The 20770-nt window shown below is 50.4% G+C and carries 18 protein-coding genes; 14 read left to right on the top strand and 4 right to left on the bottom strand.

Annotated features, from left to right (window positions below; translation table 11 throughout):
* The 3 genes from LLG09_07280 to LLG09_07270 form a co-directional block, all read left to right on the top strand.
* A partial coding sequence (locus LLG09_07280) for a hypothetical protein (protein MCE5196912.1) occupies positions 1-182 on the top strand: 182 nt, incomplete at its 5' end.
* A gap of 183 nt (positions 183-365) precedes the next feature.
* The gene (locus LLG09_07275; GenBank protein MCE5196911.1) at positions 366-1586 is read left to right on the top strand and encodes an MFS transporter; all 1221 of its coding nucleotides are present in this window, start codon (positions 366-368) and stop codon (positions 1584-1586) included.
* A 24-nt stretch (positions 1587-1610) separates the two neighbouring features.
* Complete coding sequence (locus LLG09_07270; GenBank protein ID MCE5196910.1) at positions 1611-2111, top strand: VanZ family protein; 501 nt, start codon at positions 1611-1613, stop codon at positions 2109-2111.
* A gap of 65 nt (positions 2112-2176) precedes the next feature.
* Here the strand turns inward: LLG09_07270 and pcp are convergent, their stop codons facing one another.
* From pcp to LLG09_07255, 3 genes are read right to left on the bottom strand one after another with little or no spacing between them, the layout of a single operon-like run.
* Positions 2177-2827 carry a pyroglutamyl-peptidase I gene (gene pcp, locus LLG09_07265; GenBank protein ID MCE5196909.1) on the bottom strand — a complete coding sequence of 217 codons (651 nt, stop codon included), beginning with the start codon at positions 2825-2827 and terminating at the stop codon, positions 2177-2179.
* Positions 2827-3720 carry a PHP domain-containing protein gene (locus LLG09_07260; protein MCE5196908.1) on the bottom strand — a complete coding sequence of 298 codons (894 nt, stop codon included), beginning with the start codon at positions 3718-3720 and terminating at the stop codon, positions 2827-2829. The genes pcp and LLG09_07260 overlap by 1 nt, the downstream gene beginning before the upstream one ends.
* Before the next feature lie 60 nt (positions 3721-3780).
* A complete protein-coding gene (locus LLG09_07255; protein MCE5196907.1) occupies positions 3781-5778 on the bottom strand; it encodes a S9 family peptidase in 1998 nt (665 codons plus the stop codon).
* A 199-nt stretch (positions 5779-5977) separates the two neighbouring features.
* Between LLG09_07255 and LLG09_07250 the strand changes: the two genes are divergently transcribed.
* Positions 5978-7015 (top strand): hypothetical protein, encoded by a 1038-nt coding sequence (locus LLG09_07250; protein MCE5196906.1) that lies wholly within the window; start codon positions 5978-5980, stop codon positions 7013-7015.
* A gap of 68 nt (positions 7016-7083) precedes the next feature.
* A complete protein-coding gene (locus tag LLG09_07245) occupies positions 7084-8637 on the top strand; it encodes a S8 family serine peptidase (protein ID MCE5196905.1) in 1554 nt (517 codons plus the stop codon).
* 85 nt (positions 8638-8722) lie between these two features.
* Here LLG09_07245 and LLG09_07240 read toward each other — a convergent pair whose 3' ends face one another.
* Positions 8723-9250 (bottom strand): FMN-binding protein, encoded by a 528-nt coding sequence (locus tag LLG09_07240; protein MCE5196904.1) that lies wholly within the window; start codon positions 9248-9250, stop codon positions 8723-8725.
* Positions 9251-9537: 287 nt separating this feature from the next.
* Between LLG09_07240 and LLG09_07235 the strand changes: the two genes are divergently transcribed.
* The 9 genes from LLG09_07235 to LLG09_07195 form a co-directional block, all read left to right on the top strand.
* Complete coding sequence (locus LLG09_07235) at positions 9538-11559, top strand: S9 family peptidase (protein MCE5196903.1); 2022 nt, start codon at positions 9538-9540, stop codon at positions 11557-11559.
* 20 nt (positions 11560-11579) lie between these two features.
* On the top strand, positions 11580-12308 hold the full coding sequence (pyrF, locus tag LLG09_07230; GenBank protein MCE5196902.1) for an orotidine-5'-phosphate decarboxylase: 729 nt from the start codon (positions 11580-11582) through the stop codon (positions 12306-12308).
* Complete coding sequence (gene pyrE / locus LLG09_07225) at positions 12305-12871, top strand: orotate phosphoribosyltransferase (GenBank protein MCE5196901.1); 567 nt, start codon at positions 12305-12307, stop codon at positions 12869-12871. Before pyrF ends, pyrE begins: the two co-directional genes overlap by 4 nt.
* A gap of 106 nt (positions 12872-12977) precedes the next feature.
* Positions 12978-14420 carry an amidohydrolase gene (locus LLG09_07220; GenBank protein MCE5196900.1) on the top strand — a complete coding sequence of 481 codons (1443 nt, stop codon included), beginning with the start codon at positions 12978-12980 and terminating at the stop codon, positions 14418-14420.
* Positions 14421-14431: 11 nt separating this feature from the next.
* Positions 14432-15763, top strand: coding sequence for an amidohydrolase (locus tag LLG09_07215; GenBank protein ID MCE5196899.1), 1332 nt, complete (start codon positions 14432-14434; stop codon positions 15761-15763).
* An 800-nt stretch (positions 15764-16563) separates the two neighbouring features.
* Positions 16564-17091 carry a hypothetical protein gene (locus tag LLG09_07210; GenBank protein ID MCE5196898.1) on the top strand — a complete coding sequence of 176 codons (528 nt, stop codon included), beginning with the start codon at positions 16564-16566 and terminating at the stop codon, positions 17089-17091.
* Positions 17061-17603, top strand: a complete 543-nt coding sequence (locus LLG09_07205; protein MCE5196897.1) for a hypothetical protein — start codon at positions 17061-17063, stop codon at positions 17601-17603. The genes LLG09_07210 and LLG09_07205 overlap by 31 nt, the downstream gene beginning before the upstream one ends.
* A 389-nt stretch (positions 17604-17992) precedes the next feature.
* Entirely contained in the window at positions 17993-20443 is a 2451-nt protein-coding gene (locus LLG09_07200; GenBank protein MCE5196896.1) for an ABC transporter permease, read from the top strand.
* Positions 20444-20451: 8 nt separating this feature from the next.
* Positions 20452-20770 (top strand): hypothetical protein (locus tag LLG09_07195; GenBank protein MCE5196895.1); only part of this gene is annotated, 319 nt, incomplete at its 3' end.

Genomic DNA, 20770 nt, shown 5'->3' with positions numbered 1-20770 from the left:
GTAATGTTTGGGCGGTGGCAGAGCGCCGCGTCAACGGTCGTTGGCTGGATGAAATTCTGGCTGAGTTGGCCGGCGCGGCAGGCTGGCAGCTGCAGGCGATTTATTATACCCGTTTGCCGCAAAAGCAAAAACAACGAAATTTGCGGGGCGTGCAGGGACTTTACTGTATCGAACTGCAGTGAGAATAGTCTGTTGGCGAGGCGTTGCCACCCTTTTTGCCGCCTGTCGGTGCTTTATTTTGTCAAATTACACGCTAAACAGTAGGATTTTCCTCCGCGCTTGACTTCGTAAAAACAAAGCTGCACAATTCATTGCATTCGGAGAACGATTCATTTTTCAAGCAGGCAATCCGGGAGGTTTTCTTTTTGCGTAAAGCATCCGTTTTTCGACTCTTGGCATATTACTTTATGATCTGTATCGTATCCAATTTTGCTCATCCAATCACGCCTACCTTCCTGCAAAAAATCAATTGTCCGGACTCCATGTTTGGGTTGGCCTTTGCTGCGATGGCGCTGGCGAACTTCCTTATGGCGTCCTTTTGGGGACGTTTCGGTGATAATTACGGTTACGTCAAAGCATTGGGGATTGCCTGTGTTGGTTATGCGGCCGGTCAATTTCTTTTCGGACAAGCCAACGGTCCCGTCACCGTTCTGATCGGGCGTTTCATCGCCGGTGCTTTTCTGTCGGGGCAGGCTGTCAGCGTGATGGCTTATTTGGCAACCGCCGCCAAGGACAATGCAGTCAACGGGCAGTATATGGCGATCTTTGCCGCTCTGACTTCCATTGGCGCGGCCATCGGTTATTTAATCGGCGGTTTCCTGGGTGATCTGGCGTTAGCCTCCTGGGGAGGCAATTTGCGGATTGTTTTCTACCTTCAGGTTGCCGGTTTGCTGTTGATTGTTTTGATCAGTTCAGTCTTGGTTGGCGAGACGCAGACGGTCTTTTCCAAAAAGCGTCTGTCGCCGGCTGAAATTAACCCAATCAGCAATATCATTCGTTCGTCTCATCTGGTTCGCGGCTCCATGCTGATGTTTTTAGTCATCGTTTTCATCACCAGCTTTGCCACCAATGCGCAGGATCAATCGTTTAATTACTTTTTGAAAGCGCAGTTGAATTTTCCGCCTTCCTATAACGGAATTTTTAAAGCTGTGGTCGGCATCATCGCCTTAACGGCCAATCTGACCATCAATATCTGGATTAACCGGCATACAGACAGCCGCAAATCGATCATTCCGGTCATCGCAATGTGCGGTGTTTCTTTAATCTTTTTAGTGATTGCCCAAGACCAGGTTTTTTTTCTGGCTTCCGCCTTGATCTTTTATATTTTCAATGCCATTTATGTTCCCATTCAGCAGGCGCTCGTTGTGCGCAACAATAGCAGCAGCAAAGGCGAGATCTCCGGTGTCTTCAACGCAGCCAAAGCGCTGGGCATGTGCACCGGACCCTTGTTTTCCGGTTTGGTTTTTGCCGCCAACCCCAGGCTGCCGTTCCTGGCTGCTTCTCTGGCCTTCCTTCTGGCGACCGCTTTATCTGTTTATAACCTGATGCAATTTCGCAAAGAAGACCGTCTGGCGCCGCTGACTTAGGCGTTATAAAGGGGAGGAATTCAGGTGCGGCGGAAGAATGATACTGGCTTGAGTCAAGCGTGGGACAGAAAGGCGATTTGCCGTTTACTCAGTTGGTTTGCTGTCATCGCCTGGATGCTGCTGATCTTTTCGTTTTCGCAGGCACCGGCTCCGGTCTCGGCAGCGGCCAGCTTAAGTGTCACCGAACGGCTGCTGCGCTTTTTCGGTCGGACGCCGACGCGCCAGACGCTGGCATACTATGAAAGCTTCGTCCGCTCAGCCGCCCATTTCGGTTTATTTTTCGTTTTGGGCTGCCTGATCAAGCTTGCCTTGACGCAGAGCCAAGCGGCGCATTCGCTGCGGCGGGCGATTCTGTTCAGTGGCGGTTATGCGCTCAGCGATGAAACACATCAGCTGTTTGTCGGGGGCAGAGCCTTTCAAATCAGTGATTTGCTGCTGGATTGGTCCGGCTGTGTTTTAGGGGCTTGTCTCATTCTGCTTTTATTTTGGCTGTTCAGCAAAAAAGAAAAAATCCGCGCCAATTGAAAAATTGGTACGGATTTTTTTGACCACGGCAAAACAAAAGCGGCTTTTTGTCTGCGGCGCTGATTTTAGTGCAATGCGCCGCCTTCGGCGTCGATATCGCCTTTGCGGTAACGAATGGCAGCGCTGACGGCCGCTTCCAGGCCCCTGACGACAGTGGCCGACGCCATGCTGGGACGCCCTCTTTTACCGGCAGCCTGTTCCGGCAGGAAGGGGATGTGGATGAATCCGCTGAGGATCCCGGGATATTTCGTGGCAGTCAGATGCGAAACGCCGTAGCAAACATGATTGCAAAGATAAGTCCCGGCGGAATTGGAGACTTCGGCAGGAATATTGGCACCGTTCATTTCTTTTACCATGGCTTTGATGGGTAGCGTCACAAAATAGGCGGCCGGCCCATCCGGTACGATTGCTTCTCCTATTGGCTGATTGCCGGCATTGTCAGGGATGGAATAATCGTCGCAATTGATGCCGATCCGTTCCACCCGCATCACCAGAGCGCCGCCGGCTTGACCGACATTGATTACAATCTCCGGCTGATAATGCTCGATCAGCCGATCTGTGGCGATTAAAGCGGCGTAGCGGACCACCGGAATTTCACCGGTTACAATTTCATGATCCAGAATGATCTTACCGGTCATCTCCCGGACGGCTACCCAGGCTGGATTGACCGTTTCGCCGCCAAAAGGTTGAAAACCGGTTAACAGTACTTTATGCATCAAAAAACCTCCCCGTATCTTTTTTTTTGATTTTCGCTTGCCTGCTGCAGCAGGCGTTCTACAATTGCATGATCGGTGATCGAGATGTTTTTGTCAATGCCGCGGGCAATGGCGACATGAGGTTTGTTGCTGCCGTGGTAATCGGAACCTCCGCTGGGCAGCAGACTCAAGCTTTCCGCCAGCTCTAAAAAGTCATGCTGGACTGCGCCGTTCTGATCGCTGTGCCAAACTTCCATGCCTTGCAGACCGGCTGCCTGTAGGCTGAGCAGTGTCTGACGCAGGGCCTTGCGGCTCAAACCCAATTGAATGGGGTGAGCCAGTACCGGCACACCGCCGGCTGCCAGAATGGCGGCAATGCTCTCCTCCGGTGTGGGCGTGTCGCGCTGCACATAGCATTTGGCGCCGTTGGCTAAATAAAGATCAAAAGCTTCCCGGAAGCTGGAGACATAGCCTTTGGCGAGAAGAACGGCCGCCATGTGCGGACGCGAAACAATCCGCCCTTTGGCAATTGCCTGCACTTCCGCCAAGGTGATTTTAAATCCCTCCCGGTTTAGTTTTGCCAGAATTTCCAAATTACGCTGATCGCGGTTCCTGACCATCTGCTGCAGGAACATCCGCAGCCGGGCCGTATCCTGCAGGCCAAGCCCCAGTAAATGCATTTCCCCGCCAGAGAAACAGGCGCTGATCTCAACACCGGGGATCAGGCGGATTCCTTGCCGGACCGCTGCCAGTTTTGCTTCCGCCAGGCCGTCAATTGTATCATGGTCTGTCAGTGCCAGCACATCGACACGGTTTTTGGCGGCATGTTCCAGCAGGCGGCTGGGCGTGTCCGTCCCGTCCGAAGCCGTGCTGTGACAGTGCAGATCAATATAATATTTCTGATTTGGCTGCAAAGGGGAACCTCCCTCCGGTTGCTGCCGGCAAAACGAACCGGAAGCGGTCTGTATCGGTTTTTAAACCTGGTTCGGAGCCATATATTTGGTGAACCAACCCATCATATGTTTCAAACGTTCTATGCGGTGGTTGGGCTGGCCGGAACGGGAGAGTTCATGATTTTCATTGGGGAAGCGGACGAACACCACTTCTTTTTTCAACCATTTCAAAGCCGTAAAGAACTGTTCCCCCTGTTCGATCGGACAGCGATAATCGTTTTCACTGTGCAGTATCAGGAGCGGAGTCTTGATATTTTCCACATACATAATCGGAGAGTGCATCAAATAGTGTTCATAATTGACCCAGGGATTGCCGTCAAATTCAAAGGAGCCATTATTGTAGCCCATATCGGAAGTGCCGAACATGGAAAAGCGGTTGCTGGTGGAACGCTGGGTCACGGCAGCCTTGAAAATATCGGTATGACCGATCATCCAGTTTGTCATATAGCCGCCGTAGGAACCCCCGGTCACGCCCAAACGCGCCGCATCAAGCCAGGGCCATTTTTGCAGAGCCTGTTCGATGGCCAGCATCAGATCGCGATAATCCTGACCGCCCCAATCATGATAGGTTGCGTTGTTGAACATCTGACCGTAACCCATCGAACCTTGCGGATTGACAAAGAGCACGGCATAACCCAGACCGCAGAGACATTGCATTTCGTGATTAAAAGCCAAACCATAGGTGGCATGAGGTCCGCCGTGAATTTCCAGCACCATCGGATATTGCTTGCCTTCGGTAAAGCCATACGGTTTCAGCAGCCAGCCTTCCACCCTGACGCCGTTATCCGCGGTAAATTCATACTGCTCCGGCAAGGAAATCCAGACTTCCTCATTCCAGCTTTGATTGACAGCGGTGAGACGTTTTTCCCCGGCGCCGGACTCCAAAGCATAATAAAGATCACCCATATTGCCGGGTTCATTGAAAGCAATCACCAAACAGGCGAGCCCGGCATGATAACTCATGCCATAGACGGTTTTTTCTGCCGGACTGAGGGCTTGCGGCCGGCTGCCTTTGACATCCACCGTAAAGATCCGCGTCACAGCGCCGGTGGTGGCGGTAAAAAGGATGCGGCTGTCGTCCAGCGTCCAGACAGGCCGGACTTCGCTGCCGGCTGTCATATCCGAACTGATGCCGCCGCCGACGGAGTAATCGAAATTCTGACAAATCATGCTTGCTTCGCCGCCTTCGGCGGGCATGACCCAAATTTTTGCCATGGTCGCGCTGCCGAATTCGTTCTGATGACCGACATAGGCGATCCATTTCCCGTCATGACTGAAGCTGGGTTCGGAGAAACTGCCGTTGGAATGAGTCAGCTGTTTGATTTCGCCGCCTTCGGGGCTCACACTGTAGAGGTCATTATAATGGACATAATCGGCATCGTCATAGCGTTTGGCGGCGAAGACGATCTGTTTGCCGTCCGGTGACCAGGCTGCGGAATTATGATCAAAAGCGCCGTCGGTGACCGGCTTGGCTTCGCCGGTTTTCGCGTCGATCACATAGAGATGGGTATTGCGGTCTTCGTGAAAACCGACGCCGTTCATCTTATAGTGCAGACGGGTGATCACCTTGACATCGCTTTTTTCTTCTTTGCTTTCCACCAGGTCTTCCGGTTTGATTTTGCAGCTGGCCAGCAGTTTGCTGCCATCCGGCGACCAGGCGACTAAACTAAGCGGGCGGCTGAACTTGGTCAGCTGCTGCGCTTCACCGCCAAAGGCGGAGAGCAGCCAAATCTGATTGCTGCCGTTACGGGAGGAATTAAAGGCTATGGTTTCTCCGTCCGGCGACCAACGGGGCGTGCTGTTGCCGGTGGTCTCACCGGTCATCAAATGCGGTTCGCCGCCGTTGGTGTCGACGCACCAGATTTGGGTGGTGTATTTGGTTTTATCGCTGGGGTGACACTGTTTCTGCACATATAAAACTTTGCTGCCGTCGGGAGAAAGCTGAGGATCGCTGACCCAATGTACTTTAAAAAGATCATTGATTTCGATGGGACGTTTTTCACTGCGGCCGATATCCATTTAAACTCATCCTCCTAAAAATAATCTTACTGTTTATTTCGTTTACAGAAGCGGTTTCTCCTGCTTTTTACACGCCAAACGGGAAAGTGTTTCCTCTCAAAAAAGCAATTGCCGCCGGAAAAAGGAATCGGTGCGGAGCGTCTAGAACAAAAGAAAAGAAGTAAAAAGCAGGCACTGTAAATCTGGAGGAGGGAAGGCCATGAAGAAAATCGTCAAAATCGCCATTGCCGGTTTTGGCAGTGTAACCAAACAATTACTCAGTCTGCTCACAGGGGAACGGGAACGTTTGTGGCATGATTATGGCATTGCTTTTCTGATCGTCGGAGTTGCCGACAGCCAGGGCGCCGCTTGCTCGGCGCAAGGGCTGCCGGCAGCCAAACTGGCGGTGATCAAACAGGATACCGGCTCGGTTGCCTTTTACCCGGAATTTGGCGTCAAAGGCATGACCGCTCTGGAAATGATTGAATTATGCTCCGCCGATCTGATCGTAGAATGCACACCGGCGCATTTGCCGTCGGGAGAACCGGGTTTGACGCATATCCGACAAGCTTTGGCGCTGCGTAAACAGGTCGTGACGGCCAATAAAGCGCCTTTGGTGCTGGCTTGGGAGGAATTAATGGCAGCTGCCGGGCACTATGGCGTGCAGATCCGTTATGGCGCGGCAGCCAGCGCCGCTCTGCCGGTCTTGCAGATGGGGGAATTTTTAGGCCGCAACGGTGAATTGCTGGAAATGTCCGGTATTTTTAATGCAACCAGCCAGTTTGTTTTGGAAAAAATGGCAGAGGGAACAGAACGGGACAGCGCCATCGCCGAAGCAAAACAAAGAGGGTTTGCCGAAGCGGATCCCACGAATGATATCGAAGGTTATGATACGGCGATGAAAACGATCATTTTGGCCAATACGTTCTGGGGCAGCGCGCTCGGCTTTGCTGATCTTACCCTGCAGGGTATTTCCGGATTGACACGGCAGGATCTGCAGACTGCGGCAGCCGCCGGTGAAACCTGGCGTCTGATCGGCAGAGCACGCTGGCAGGACGGTAAAGCGCAGCTGCGCGTCGGACCGGAAAGAATTGCGCTCTCCCATCCCCTGGCGGCCGTCAAATGGCATGATAAAGGTTTGTATTTAAAAACCCGCAATTTGGGTGAACAAATGCATTACAGTTTCGGCGCCGCGGCCAGCGGGACCGCAGCCACGGTTCTCCTGGATATGGTCAGTATTGCGCAAACCTTGCGCTGAGGGCGCCGCCGGTTTTCATCGGTGCTGGGCAGCGGGAAAGCAAAAAACACAGTTGTGGAAGGATCGGCATGGGGGAATACAATTGCCATCAGCAGGAAGATCGCAGCCAATGGCGCTGCAGGTCGGCAATCAGAGCAATCGCTGTGACTGCCTGCTTGTTGTTGCTCTGTTTTAGTTTGCCGATGGTCACTGCCGCCGAGCCCGGCGATCTCAGCGGCGCGCAGCCGGCCTGTGACGGCTATTTGCTGAGCCTGAAACAAGATGAAATGGAACTGACTTCGCTGCTGCCACAGGCACTATGCACTGAGTATTTTGCAAAACTCTCACAAGGGAGCGATCTTTATCTGACCTCCTCGCTCGAATTGATTGAGCAATGGATTCCGGCGCAGTATCTGGATTTTGTGGAGCCGAATTATTTTGTGAATATCCTGGAGGACCTGCCGGCTGCAACCGAGCCAACCTGGAACCTGGAGATGATCCATCCGGGACATAGCCGGGATTTGGGTTTGACCGGCAGCGGCGTGCGTCTGGCCGTGATCGATTCCGGCCTCAATCCGGCGCATCAGGATTTGGATTATCGCAAGATTGAAACCGGCTGGAATTATATGGACAACAGCAATAATACCACAGATACCTGCGGCCATGGTACTTTTGTCAGCGGTTTGATTTGCGCTGTGAATCAAAACGGCTTGGGTTACGATGGCATCGCGCCGGATGTGACGCTGATTCCATTAAAAGTTACTGATGAGCAAAATACTTCTACGATTGCGCTTACCGTGCAGGCCATCTATGGTGCCGTCGATGACTTTTATTGCGATGTACTGAATCTGAGTCTTGGTATGACAATGACGATTCCATCAACAGCGTTGCAAACGGCAATCGATTATGCTGTGAATCGGGAAGTAGTCATTGTAGCGGCGGCGGGAAACGACGGCAGCAGCGATTATTTTTATCCGGCTTCCTGCGACGGAGTTGTTTCCGTCGGCTCTGTGGACAAAACCAAACAAGTTTCTTATTTTTCACAAAAAAACGATGCGCTCGATCTGGTGGCGCCGGGGGAAGGTCTCGACGGGTTATGGTCCGGCGGCGCCGGCGCTTATCGGACAAACGGTTCCGGTACTTCTTTTGCAGCACCCCAGGTTGCCGCCCTGGCGGCTTTGGCCAAACAAGCCGACCCCAATCTGACACCGGGCGAATTTTCAGATATTTTAAGCAAAGGGACACAAGATTTGGGTGCGGCAGGCTATGATACATCTTATGGCAGCGGCCTGCTCGATCTGGAAAAAACACTGCTGCAGTTATTCGGTGTGACGGTTTTTGGCACAGCAGAAACAATGGACAGCGGCATTGAGTTCAAAGCGGAGATCTATAACCTCTACGACGTCGGGACGCTGCAGCTGGTGCTCGCTTCCTATTTGCCTTCCGGCAGGATGGCGGATTTTACCGCCCAGACAGCCACGCCGGATGCGGCCGGCTCACTCTGCATCGATCGCATCCTGCCTGCGGTGGGTGCCGGCTGCGTCAAACTCTTTCTATTGCAGGATTGGAATGCGCTGAAACCACTGCACAACGTGGAGATTTTCCCGGTTGCCGACCCTGCTGTCACAACAGCGTTCAACTGATCCGAGCGAATAAACAGCTCCCGGGCAGGAATCAAAACCTGTCCGGGAGCTGTTTTAGCAATCAATTCATTGCGAAATTCGGGATTTACGGCAGTATATTCTGGTTTAAAAAAGTCACCGCATCCTTCACAGCACCGGTGACCCCGCGGCTGGAGCGGCTGGCGCCGCTGATGGCTATGATATCTTTGCCGACTTCAAAGGCATCTTTCTTTTCCTTGCCGACAAACTGAGCGGCAAAATCCGCGCTTTCAATTACGACAGAACCAATGCCGGGTGTTTCACTGTGACTGAGAATTTTGATCTGCCTGACCGTGCCGTTTGCGTTGAAAGCAACTAAAACGTTGATGGCGCCGCCATAACCATTGGCGCTGCCATTGACCAGATAGCCGACGGTTTTGCCGTCTTTTGCTCCGATATAATAAGTTTCACCGGCCAACTCACTCGGGCTGAAGCTGGTTGCTTCCGGCAGCAGGGTGGTTAAGCTCTCCTGTAATTCTTTGGCTTCCCTCGCCTGGGTAATTGGCGTGGTAATGCCGACCGTTGCGGAAATGGCTCCTCCGGAAAAAGCGGCAATCAAAGCCAGGGTAACAGCATAACGGACCATATCTTTCATCTAAAATCAGCGCTCCTCTTCTGGTGTGTCAACAAAAGCTAAGAAAATCTGCTTTGCAATTATGCTTTATTCATTATAGAGAAAAGCAAGACGAAATTCAAGCCTATTTGCAAGATTTCCCGGCTTTATTTTTCAAAAGCGGCAGACGGCGCGACGATGATCTGTTCACAAACGGCTCTGCAAATGTTTTCCTGAAATTGTGCGGCAGTTTCGCTGCAAGGGCAGGAAGAAGAGTTCTTTGAGTGGAATAGAAAAGCAGCACATCGTATGTTAGTGGAGGTAGCTGCATGAAGACAAAACGCGGTATGCAGTCGGAGGATCTTCTCACTGCTCAATGGCTGTCTGATGTTCATTTATCGCCGGATGGCAAACAGATTGCTTATGTGCAAAGCTGTGTTTCGCCGGAAGGCGGATACGAATCGCAGCTTTGGATGCTACCTGTGAATGAACCTTGCGCATTGCGCAAAATTACTTCCGTCGGATCCTATAACGCGGCGCCACGCTGGTCTCCCGATTCCAAACAGATTGCTTTTATCTCCAATCGAAGCGGCGTCGATCAGATTTGGCTGCTCAATCTGGGCGGTGGGGAAGCGCTGCAAATGACGCACATGCGGCATGGCGCCTTTGATCCGCAATGGTCTCCGGATGGCAGCCGCCTGGCTTTCTGTGCCCGGCTCGAGCCGGAAGATCTCGGCAAGAAACGTTTTCAGGTGATGACGCCTGCGGAAAGAAACGCTGCCGATCAGCAGAAACAAGAGCGCGGGCTGGTAATCGACAGCATCCGTTATCGCAGCAATCGAACCGGTTATCTGGAAAACAAAAACGTGCAGATTTTCGTGATGAGATTGGCTGACGAACCGCTGCAGATCACCGAAGGTCCCTTTGATCATCTGCAGCCGGCCTGGTCTCCCAGCGGAGACCGGTTGGCATTTGTTGCGAACCGCTCCTTTTCAGCGGATTTTAAAATTTCGTTTCAGGATTTATATGTGATTACGCTGCCCGAAGGCAGACTCTTGAAATTGACCGAAACAGATGGTGTCGCCGACCAGCCAGCCTGGTCACCGGACGGAAGTCAAATTGCCTATTTTGGCAATCAACGTGAATATGGCGGCGCTACCTATTTGCGGCTTTGGCTGGTGGCGGCAAACGGTACGGCAAAACCGCTCTGCCTGACCCGCAAATTGGATCAGCAGCTTGGTTATCAAGGCTGCAGCGACATGCGATACGGGGTCAGCCGGGCCGGCATTGAGTGGAACAAGCGGGGAACCGCCCTCTATTTTCTTTCCGCTCAGGCAGGCGCCGTCAACTTATACGAATTGAAATTGCGCAGCCGCACGGTCGATTGTATTATCAGCGGAAAACGCCAGATTTTTGGCTACAGTTTTGCTGCCGACCGCAATGCGGCGGTTCTGCTTTCCGGCACGGCGCTGGATATCAACCAGCTTTCCCTGTTTGACCTGCGCACCTTAAAAGAAACCTGCCTGACCGAGAGCAATCAGAGCTGGCTGCGGCAGGTGGAGCTCAGCGAACCGGAAGAATTTTGGCTGCAGACCAAGGACGGACACGCGCTGCAGGCTTGGCTGATCAAACCGCTGCAGTTTGACAAGAGTAAAAAATACCCTGCTATTTTACAGATCCACGGCGGGCCGCATGCGATGTACGGTTACAGCTTCTCCCATGAATTCCAGCTGCTGGCCGCTTTGGGTTACGCAGTGCTCTACACCAATCCCAGAGGCAGCTATGGTTATGGTCAGAAATTTGCCTGTGGCTGTCTGGGGGATTATGGCGGACAGGATTATCAGGATCTGATGACGATGCTTGACGAAGCATTACAGCGATATGACTTTCTGGACGCGGCCCGCCTGGGCGTTGCCGGCGATTGCTACGGCGGCTTCATGACCAATTGGATTATCAGCCATACCGACCGTTTTCTGGCGGCGGTCAGCCGGCGCGGTATCTCCAATTGGGTCAGCTTTTTCGGCGTTTCCGATATTGGCTACACGTTTACAGAGGATGAACTTTTGGCGAATCCCATCACCAATATGAAAAAATGTATCAAGCACAGCCCGATCAGCTATGTCCAGAATATCCACACGCCCTTGTTGATTTTACACAGCGAGCAGGATTACCGCTGCCCAATGGAACAGGCAGAGCAATTATTCACCTCTTTAAAAATGTTAGGCCGTGAAGTACGCATGGTCCGCTTCCGTGGAGCCGGTCATGAGCTCTCCCGCAGCGACAGACCATCTTTCCGTCTGGAACGTTTAAACTATATGAAAAACTGGTTTCAAAAATACATCCCGCGCTAACGCGGAGAGGAGCAAATGAAATGGAACAATTGAATTTGCGCGATCGTTTGATCGTCGCGCTCGACTACCATGATTTCGCAAGCGCCGAGCAGTTGGTCAATTCCGTCGGCAGTCAGGTAGGTTATTTTAAAGTTGGCTTTGAATTTTACCTGGCGGCCGGTCCCCGGGCCATCGCCTTAGCCAAACAAAACGGGACGAAAGTTTTTTTGGACTTGAAGCTGCATGACATTCCCAATACGGTCGGCAAAGCGGTAGAACAATTGGTCAATTATGGCGTGGATATGCTGACGCTGCACATCAGCGGCGGAGCAGCCATGATTCAGGCAGCCAGAGAAGCCGCCGAACGCCGCGCAGCGGTGCTGGGCATCGCCAGACCGTTGATTTTGGGTGTCACCGTCCTGACCAGTTTGAATGAGGAAGATTTGCAGCAGGACGGCAACTGCTTAGGGCTCGATGAATTGGTCGTGCGCCGCGCTTTGCTGGCGCAGGCAAACGGCGCCGACGGTGTCATTTGTTCCCCCCGCGAAGCGGCGCTGGTCAAGCGTTTCTCCGGCGGCACCTTGTATACAATCACCCCCGGCATTCGCATGCTCACCGTGCAGGATGACCAAAAGCGAGTGACCACGCCGGCCGAAGCAATGGCAGGCGGCAGTGACTATATTGTGGTTGGACGGGCAATTACGGCGGCGGCGGATCCCGCGGCGGCCGTGCAGGCAGTATTGCAAAATATGAAGGAGGGTTTATGTTGAAACAAGAAGAAATCGTCAGCCTGTTGAGGCGACTGGATGTCTTGCGCGACGGTCATTTTTTACTGACTTCCGGGCGGCACAGCGACCAATTCTTATTATGCAGCCAACTGACCATGCATCCGGACGCGACCGAGCAGCTGCTGCGGCTGCTGGCACCCAAGGTGGCGGTCCTGGATCCCGACATCATCATCGGTCCGGCCATGGGCGGCGTCATTCTGGCCTATGAATTGGCGCGGATCTTAGGCTGCTGCGCCATGTTTGCCGAAAAAGACGGCGACAAGATGGCGATGAAGCGCGGTTTTACCTTAACCAAACAGGACCGCGTTGTAATTATTGAAGATGCGGTCAGCACCGGCGGTTCCATTCGCAAAGTAATCGATCTGGTGCAAAACAGCCCGGCGCAATTGGTGGGCGTCGCCGCCCTGTTTGATCGGACCGGCGGTCAGGTTTCCTTTGAAGGAGTTCCCTTTGTTTCGCTGATGACCATGGATATTGCGAGTTACGCAGCGGAGGAATGCCCGCTTTGCCAAAAACAAATTCCGCTGATCAAACCCAAAAGCTAAAGCAATCGGGTCCTTGTTGATGGTTATTTTTGAGCCGGGAGCAGAGCACTTCTGACCGTGCTTTTTGGCTCAACAAATAATAAATCTCATGATGATGGAGGGTATTATGTCGAAAGAACGTCTTTTTTCCTTGGTGGATGAAAAACAGGAACAGTATATCCAGGCAGCGGATACCATTTGGGGTTATGCCGAAACGCGTTTTGAAGAAAAAAAGTCCGCCGCCGTACTCATTGATTTACTGCGCAAAGAAGGCTTTGCGGTGGAAGAAAATGTCGGTCAGATTCCTAACGCCTTCGTCGGCACCTGGGGCAGCGGCAAACCGGTGCTGGGTTTTCTTGGCGAATTTGATGCGCTGTCCGGTCTCAGCCAGAAACAGGATGTTACCGTGCGGGAAGCGTTGACTGCCGGCGGTAACGGCCATGGCTGCGGGCACAACTTGCTGGGCGCCGGCGCTTTGGCGGCCGCTGTGGCGCTGCGCGATTACATCAAAGAGCAAAATCTGTCTGCCACCATCAAATACTTTGGTACTCCCGGCGAAGAGGGCGGTTCCGGCAAAGCTTTTATGGCCAGAGAAGGTGTCTTCAGCGGCGTGGATGCCGCCATCACCTGGCATCCCGGCTGTGAAACCATGGTTTCCACCGGTTCTTCCCTGGCAAATATCCAGGTCTATTTTAAATTCATCGGCCGCGCCTCCCATGCCGGCGGTTCACCGCATTTGGGCCGCAGTGCTTTGGATGCCGTGGAACTGATGAATGTCGGCGTCAATTACCTGCGCGAGCATGTGATCAGCGAAGCGCGCATGCATTATGCCGTTGTCAATACCGGCGGCAAAAGCCCGAACGTGGTGCAACCGGAAGCGGAAGTTCTTTATTTGATCCGCGCTCCCAAAAATAACCTGGTCAAGGATATCTACGAGCGCGTCTGCGATATCGCGCGCGGCGCCGCACTGATGACCTCCACCAAATTAACCATACAAATCGATAAAGCCTGTTCCAATTTGATTCCCAATGAAGTTTTGGAAAATCTGATGTTTGCGAATCTGAATTTGATTCCGAGACGGCAGCCAAGCGCGGCTGAGCTTGCTTTTGCGGCTGAAATTCAGACGACGCTCACGGAAGAAGAAAAGAAGAGTTCCTATAACGGCTTGCTGGCGATCTTCGGCGAAAAAGAAGGACGCAAAATAGCCGCGGAACTGCTGAAACAACCGATTAGCGATGCGATCGTTCCTTATAAGACCTCGGAAAAAGCCATGTCCGGTTCAACCGACGTCTCTGATGTCTCCTGGATCACCCCCACGGTGCAATGCAATACGAGCTGCACCGCTTTGAATACACCCGGCCATTCCTGGCAGTTGGTGGCGCAGGGCAAGAACCACTGGGCGCACACCGGCATGCTGGAAGCGGCGAAAGCCATGGCCGGCGTCGGTTTGGACTTGATTCTGCAGCCGGAACAATTGACCGCGGCAAAGCAGGAATTGGCGGAACGCCTGAGCGACGGCGCTTACGTTTGCCCCATTCCCGCCGGTATTCAGCCGTCTCCCGTCAAATAAGGAGCAAAGCGATGCAGAATCTGGTGGAAGCAGCACGAGCGCTGCAGGAAAAACAAACGGCATATCGCCGTGATTTCCACCACTATGCCGAATCGGCCTGGACAGAATTCCGCACCGCCTCCCTGATTGCGCGTGAACTGGCTCAGCTTGGCTATGAAGTGAAACTGGGCAGAGAAGTGATCTGCGCCGAAGAACGCATGGGCTTGCTTACCGAAGAGGAATTGGAACAGCAATACCAGCGCGCTCTCTCCCAGGGAGCGGTGCCGGAATATGCGGAGAAAATGCGCGGCGGTTTTACCGGCGTGGTTGGAATCTTGAAGAACGGGGTAGGTCCGGTGATCGGCATGCGTTTTGACATTGATGCGGTGGAAATGAATGAACCGCAGACAAAGGAACGGCGTCCCGGCCGGGAAGGATTTGCCTCCGTCAACACCAACATGATGCATTCCTGCGGTCATGACGGTCATGCCAGCATCGGCTTGGGCGTTGCTCAACTACTCATGCAATACCGTGATCAGTTCAAAGCTACGATCAAACTGGTTTTTCAACCGGCAGAAGAGGGGGGCCGTGGGGCCAGACCCATGACGGCATCCGGGATTTTGGATGATGTAGAATATATGCTGGGAGCGCATCTGGGCAGCGGTTCGCCGGTCGGCAGTTTATTGCCGGGACAAGCCGGCATGCTGGCTACCAGCAAGTTTGATGCCATTTTCACCGGTAAGGCTGCACATGCAGGCGGCAATCCGGACGGCGGTAAAAACGCGCTTTTAGCTGCTGCCAATGCGGCGCTTAACCTATACGCCATTTCCCGGCACAAAGCGGGAGCCACGCGGATCAATGTCGGCCGCCTGCAGGCCGGCACCGGCAGAAATGTGATACCGGATCATGCGGTAATGGCGATTGAAACCAGAGGCGATACGAGCGAGCTCGATCAATATATGTACGGTCGTGCCATGCAGGTACTGCAGGGTTCGGCGATCATGTATAATTGCGAATTGGAGTTAAAACAAATGGGTTCCGCCAAAAGCGGCAGCTGCAGTCCGGAATTGATGCAAAGAGTGATCAGAGTCGCCAAAGAGCTGGGCTGTTTCGACCAGGTTTCAGACAGTGAAGGTAAACTGGGCGGCAGTGAGGATTTCACCTATATGATGGAGCGCGTTAAACAAAACGGCGGCCAAGTCACCTACCTGGGGATCGGTGCCGGCTTGAGCGCAGAGAGTGATAGCAATGCATCCGCAGCCGGCGGAGCGCACACCATCGATTTTGATATCGACGAGCGCTGTCTGCCGTTAGGCTCCGCTGTTTTTACGGCGTTGGCTCTGGATATCGCAGCACCAAAATAGGGAGTAAAACAATGGTGTGATCATTCATCAATCAAAAACAGGACCGAATGACTGCAAAAGCAGACATTCGGCCCTGTTTTTATCTGTAGCCATTTTGCTGTGTTTCCTGGCGCTGCATTGGGTAAATACAACAGACCCAATTGATTCCTGTAAGCAAAAAGACTTGCGTCACGGAAACTGATTGACGTTTTTCTAAGAAGGAGATCAATAAAGAGAATAGGATGCGACAGATAGAAGGAATCATGCAGCGATTTGCTGGTTTTATTGAAAGATTCAAAATGCTTTCGTCTTGTTGATAATAATGTGAAAATAAAATAAAACAGTTTGAAATAGAGTTTTCTTTTTAACGCTGTGCATAATTGACCAGCAAAAATACAGAGAATCAAGCATATATATACTTTCTACATAATGTTTAGAAATTGTAATGTCGGAATATAATATAAAAATCAAATTGTTCAAGTAACAAATTCGGATAGAGTATGTTTTAATTAAGAAATTAAAAAGGGGAAATAAGGATAATGCTGGAATTAATGACTATGTTTTGTTGTGTGCTTCAAGCGGACAAAATCACAATAGCCCTGGCAAGCAAAATGGACAAATTAGATAATTGCTTGGCAAGAGGATGCTCTCGGAAAGAACCCAGAGACTTGCTGTAAGGAAGGAAGATCAGAACCTATGAATCGCTCGCTCTCGGTGAAAATTAGCAGCCTTTTTTTGGTGTTGCTCATGGTTTACTCAGCGGGTGTCGGTCACAAAAAGAAGAACCTGTTATTTCTCAAGACACTCCCAAACTTTGGAGTGTGTTAAAACCTTTTTCAGATGAAGAGGTTTCAAAACAGCGGGAGTACATACAGACGCAAACAGGTGACGCGTTTCCTATCTCAGGTATTCGGGACGGTTTTGTCATCCTGACCACGGGAAGCGATGCATTATACGAAGAATTGGTCATGCAAGACTTATTGCAGTTTGCCGGGGTTGCTCCTGTCACGCTCCTGATTGGCGGATTAGCGCCGATGCGCAACTTGCCTTTTTATGAGGTGATGGATCTGCCAGCCAATACCGCACTGATTCAAATGCAGCAGAGTGATTTACTGAAATTAGGGTTTGAGCAAGATTATCTGGACATTGTAAAATACTTTCATCCCGTGATTTGGTTCTTGGAAGCTGGGGTAATTCAAAGGCAATATCTCTATTATGCAGTGAATCAGTATGAAGATGTTTATTCCTATTTTGTAACGGCAGAAGAAACACCGACACCGGTGCAAATTGGCAAACCTTTAGGTGATCTTTGCTTAGTTTGGTCGCAAACACAAAAAAAGAAGCGCTGAAAATAACCAAACCTACCTTGCTGATTCATTGGACAATTGGAAACTTCCCTACGCAATTAACCACTTTACTCGATGTTTTGAAAGAACAGATACAAGTGGTAATTGTTTTACCAGCTACCGATGTGCGGACAAGGTACCCAATCATACTACAAGAACTGGCGGTTCGTGAGAATGCAGACACAAAACCCGAGTGGTATTATCGTAATGCCTATGAGATACAGATAGATAAGGTTATGAAAGAAACAGAGAATTTGCGGCAGAAGTATCTGGATTTACTGATTTACGAAGACCAGAACTACGAAATGGTACGGAGATTCAATCTGGTTCCTAGTATTCATCCCATGTTGGTAGAAGCAGATGATCGAGCTGTGGGGTTGTATAGTTTCTTCTTGTTCGATGGAAAAGGAATCATGATCAACGAATGGATTTGCCGTATGACCTTAGGAAACAAAGAAGATAGTTTGCTGATGCAAAACATTTTAGAAAAAGCGATAGTCGATGTCACTCGTTAAGCAAAAGTGAGTGTAAATTATAGAAAGAAGCAAACCGCTATTGTCGGTGAAAGATATAAGTGAAATATACCAAAAAAGCGATGTGGTAATAAAAGCAGTGGATTGGGTGAGATAAACAGTTAATCCTGGTGGATCGATCACCAAGTTTGGTAAATAGCACGTTTTCTAAAAACCGGCGATTACCAAGATCCACTTATGATTGTTGAACAATTTTTTGGTAAGTAAGTAATGATCCTTACTAATTATAGGTGTCCATATTGAGGTGTAACATGAGAAAAGCAAAGCAAACTATCAGGCGTTTATTCCAGCACTATCGCTCCATGGAACCGATAACAAGGACGATTTCTGCGATTCTGTTTACAAGTATACTCTTATTCGAGATCTGCGTCATGGCTGCAGCCAGCTTGAGCAGCGGAATTGAATTTCAGCTCGATGAAGAAAAAGAAAAAGATCAGACTTTGATCTATGCTATCGGATGGGATTATGATACGACACTTCTCACATCAGAGTACTTTACCAAAGCGGACAGTAAACAAATCAAAGCGATTGAACATGTGGAAGAGGTTTCTCTGGTAGCGAAGAATCGCGTCACTTTTACGCATTATGAGGCGAATCGCCCCACAGACTCGATTGAAGGTCGATTGCCCTATTTTCGCCACTATGTTCAGACGCTGTATGTTGAGCCAAGCTATTTCAGAATTATGCAATTAAGCCCTGATACAGACCGCTTACCCGACGAATTGGATTACAATTGGGCTGTGTTGGGAGCCTATGCCAACGAAATGCACAAATGGGAATTCGGGTCAACCATGAAGAATATCTATGATGCGGCAGGTTTTTATTTTGAGGGGGCTCCATCGGATAAATTCGATTGGAAACCTAGCTTTATGACCTCGCTGGAGCATCTTTACCCGCAGAAAATCCTGACTTCCTTACAATGGACGGGATCTCAGGTTTATCCGGATGAAGTCGACAGTATGATCTACCTTGATTATGGTGATGACGCGGCTTTTTTGAGCCGCTTGATGGCAAAGCTGCATTATCCCCTTGAGAGAAAATCGGCAACTAACGAAGAATTACATTCTGCTTGGAAATCACCCAGTGACTCCGGTTTATACCTGGAAGGCAGCGAATACGAAGAATCAGCCAAAGCTATTTTTAATCCGGAACCTTCTAACTATCTTTTGATCAAAATCGATCAAAAAGAGAATATCCCTTTAACCTTGCGCAAAGTGCTAGACACTTTCGAAGGACACTTTCAAACGGAGGTTTATTCTATCCCGATCGATCTGACTCCGCCGCTTAAGGTTGGCATGGAAAATGAAGAATTGGCTCCTCTCACCGATCTGTTTATAAAAATGGTAGTTATTTCTATGCTCCTGATCACATCATTGCTCATGCTGCATTTATATCAGGAACGAAAAGCCATTGCAATCCGCAGAGCGATGGGCTCCAGTACTGAGCAGATCGAACTGGAATACGCTACGAATTATCTGAAGCTCTCATCTGCCGCTTCGGTTTTCGCAATTCCGGGTGTATGGTTGGTCTTAAATGTCTGTTATTACTTATTGGGTATCCGCTATGTGTTTCAAATCAGCGCGCTTATCCCGTTTTTAATTATCACATTGTTCTTTGCTTCCATCAGCAGTACGATCTGTACTTACTTTGTTTTGGGCCAGAGTCCCATCGATGCCCTAAAGGGAAAATCAAAATTCCAATGGGGGAAAATTGATTTTCGGCGTGAACTCAGCTTACTGACCTTTTTCCTGCTCATTCTTGTCATCCAGCAAAGCACCTGGTCAACCATCATGGAAACAAGCCGTCTGGAGGAAAAACTGAAAACCTCACAATTTGATCTCATACAGATTCAAAGCATTCATCAAGTAAACGAAATCCACTTACCGAGTGATTATATCGGCAAACTGGTTGATCTGGGAGTAGAAGAAGAAAGTATTGCCTGGCAAGGCGCTTATTCAAGATACACCTTTAAAGCGAATGGCGTACAGTATACGACCGACCTTATCGTGACCGCCGGTCAGTACGCCAAAGTCCAGGGGTTAACAGTCAGTCAAGGCAGCTGGCCGCAACAATACGAAGAAATAGCGGTAGGTAAAGAGTTGGCAGCCGCTCTATTTGATTCAGCCGAAAACGCTTTAGGAAAAGAGGCGGAATTTTACAGTTACGGTCCGAAGGAAATTAAAAAAATCGTCGGGATCGTCGATCTGGGTGAGTATATGGAGCGACCGGGATTAACTTACCCTTTGCTCGGCATTTATACAACCGACGAGAAAAATAAAGATACTTTTTGGCAGAACAAGGTTGAACCGCAAATCCTCATCAGAAACAGCGACTATACAAGAATCCAAGAATTGTATCCACAGCTCAGCGAGCAACTGCGGGAAACAGCGGATATTAAAGTGACAGAACCATCTTATGATTTGCAACGGACTCTTGAAATGCAGCGCAGCTACACGTATACCTTGTGGTTTCTGATTGCTATGCTGATTCTGCAAACTTGTTTTGGTTTGTTTGCATTTACCATTGTTAAAACACGGGAGATTTCGAAATATACAGGTATACAACGAACCATCGGCGCTACCGCGCGGCAAACCATCATTTTGCTAATGAAAAAAACCGGTTATCCCTTTGTTGTGGCTGGGCTTTTGGCTACAGGGATATCGCTGTTACAGCAATATACATCGGGTCAAAGTATTAGGTTTAAGCCGGATGCCGCACTTCTGATATTTGCTCCGCTCCTGATGTGTTTATTGAGTGCGGTCTTGGCAGCTTGGGTGCCGGCAGTTGTGTTTTCTCGCAAAGAACCCGGGGACTTGCTGTAGAGAAGGGGGTGGAACTGATGCAGCGTACGTTTATAGTAAAAAAGAGCGGCATACTTTTGCTGCTGCTTGTCATTCTGCTCAGCGGATGTCAACCGCAGAAAGAAGAACCTGTTAATTCCCGGGACGCTCCCAAATTATGGAGCGTTTTGAAACCTTTTTCAGAAGTAGAGGTTTCAAAACAACGGGAGTACATACAGACGCAAACGGGTGACGCGTTTCCGATCTCAGGTATTCAGGACGGCTTTGTCATCCTGACCACGGGAAGCGATTCATTATACGAAGAATTGGTCATGCAAGACTTATTGCAGCTTGCCAAGCTTGCTCCTG

The organism is Negativicutes bacterium (assembly GCA_021372785.1).
GTDB lineage: Bacteria > Bacillota > JAAYKD01 > JAAYKD01 > JAAYKD01 > JAJFTT01.
This window is presented reverse-complemented; position numbering and strand designations above follow the sequence as displayed.

Bases quoted from the DNA above. Each gene is read 5' to 3' on its own strand.
- pcp (MCE5196909.1), bottom strand. From the start codon at position 2,827: ATGCATAAAGTACTGTTAACCGGTTTTCAACCTTTTGGCGGCGAAACG.
- LLG09_07255 (MCE5196907.1), bottom strand. From the start codon at position 5,778: ATGGATATCGGCCGCAGTGAAAAACGTCCCATCGAAATCAATGATCTT.
- LLG09_07250 (MCE5196906.1), top strand. From the start codon at position 5,978: ATGAAGAAAATCGTCAAAATCGCCATTGCCGGTTTTGGCAGTGTAACC.
- LLG09_07245 (MCE5196905.1), top strand. From the start codon at position 7,084: ATGGGGGAATACAATTGCCATCAGCAGGAAGATCGCAGCCAATGGCGC.
- LLG09_07240 (MCE5196904.1), bottom strand. From the start codon at position 9,250: ATGAAAGATATGGTCCGTTATGCTGTTACCCTGGCTTTGATTGCCGCT.
- LLG09_07235 (MCE5196903.1), top strand. From the start codon at position 9,538: ATGAAGACAAAACGCGGTATGCAGTCGGAGGATCTTCTCACTGCTCAA.
- pyrF (MCE5196902.1), top strand. From the start codon at position 11,580: ATGGAACAATTGAATTTGCGCGATCGTTTGATCGTCGCGCTCGACTAC.
- LLG09_07220 (MCE5196900.1), top strand. From the start codon at position 12,978: ATGTCGAAAGAACGTCTTTTTTCCTTGGTGGATGAAAAACAGGAACAG.
- LLG09_07215 (MCE5196899.1), top strand. From the start codon at position 14,432: ATGCAGAATCTGGTGGAAGCAGCACGAGCGCTGCAGGAAAAACAAACG.
- LLG09_07200 (MCE5196896.1), top strand. From the start codon at position 17,993: ATGGCTGCAGCCAGCTTGAGCAGCGGAATTGAATTTCAGCTCGATGAA.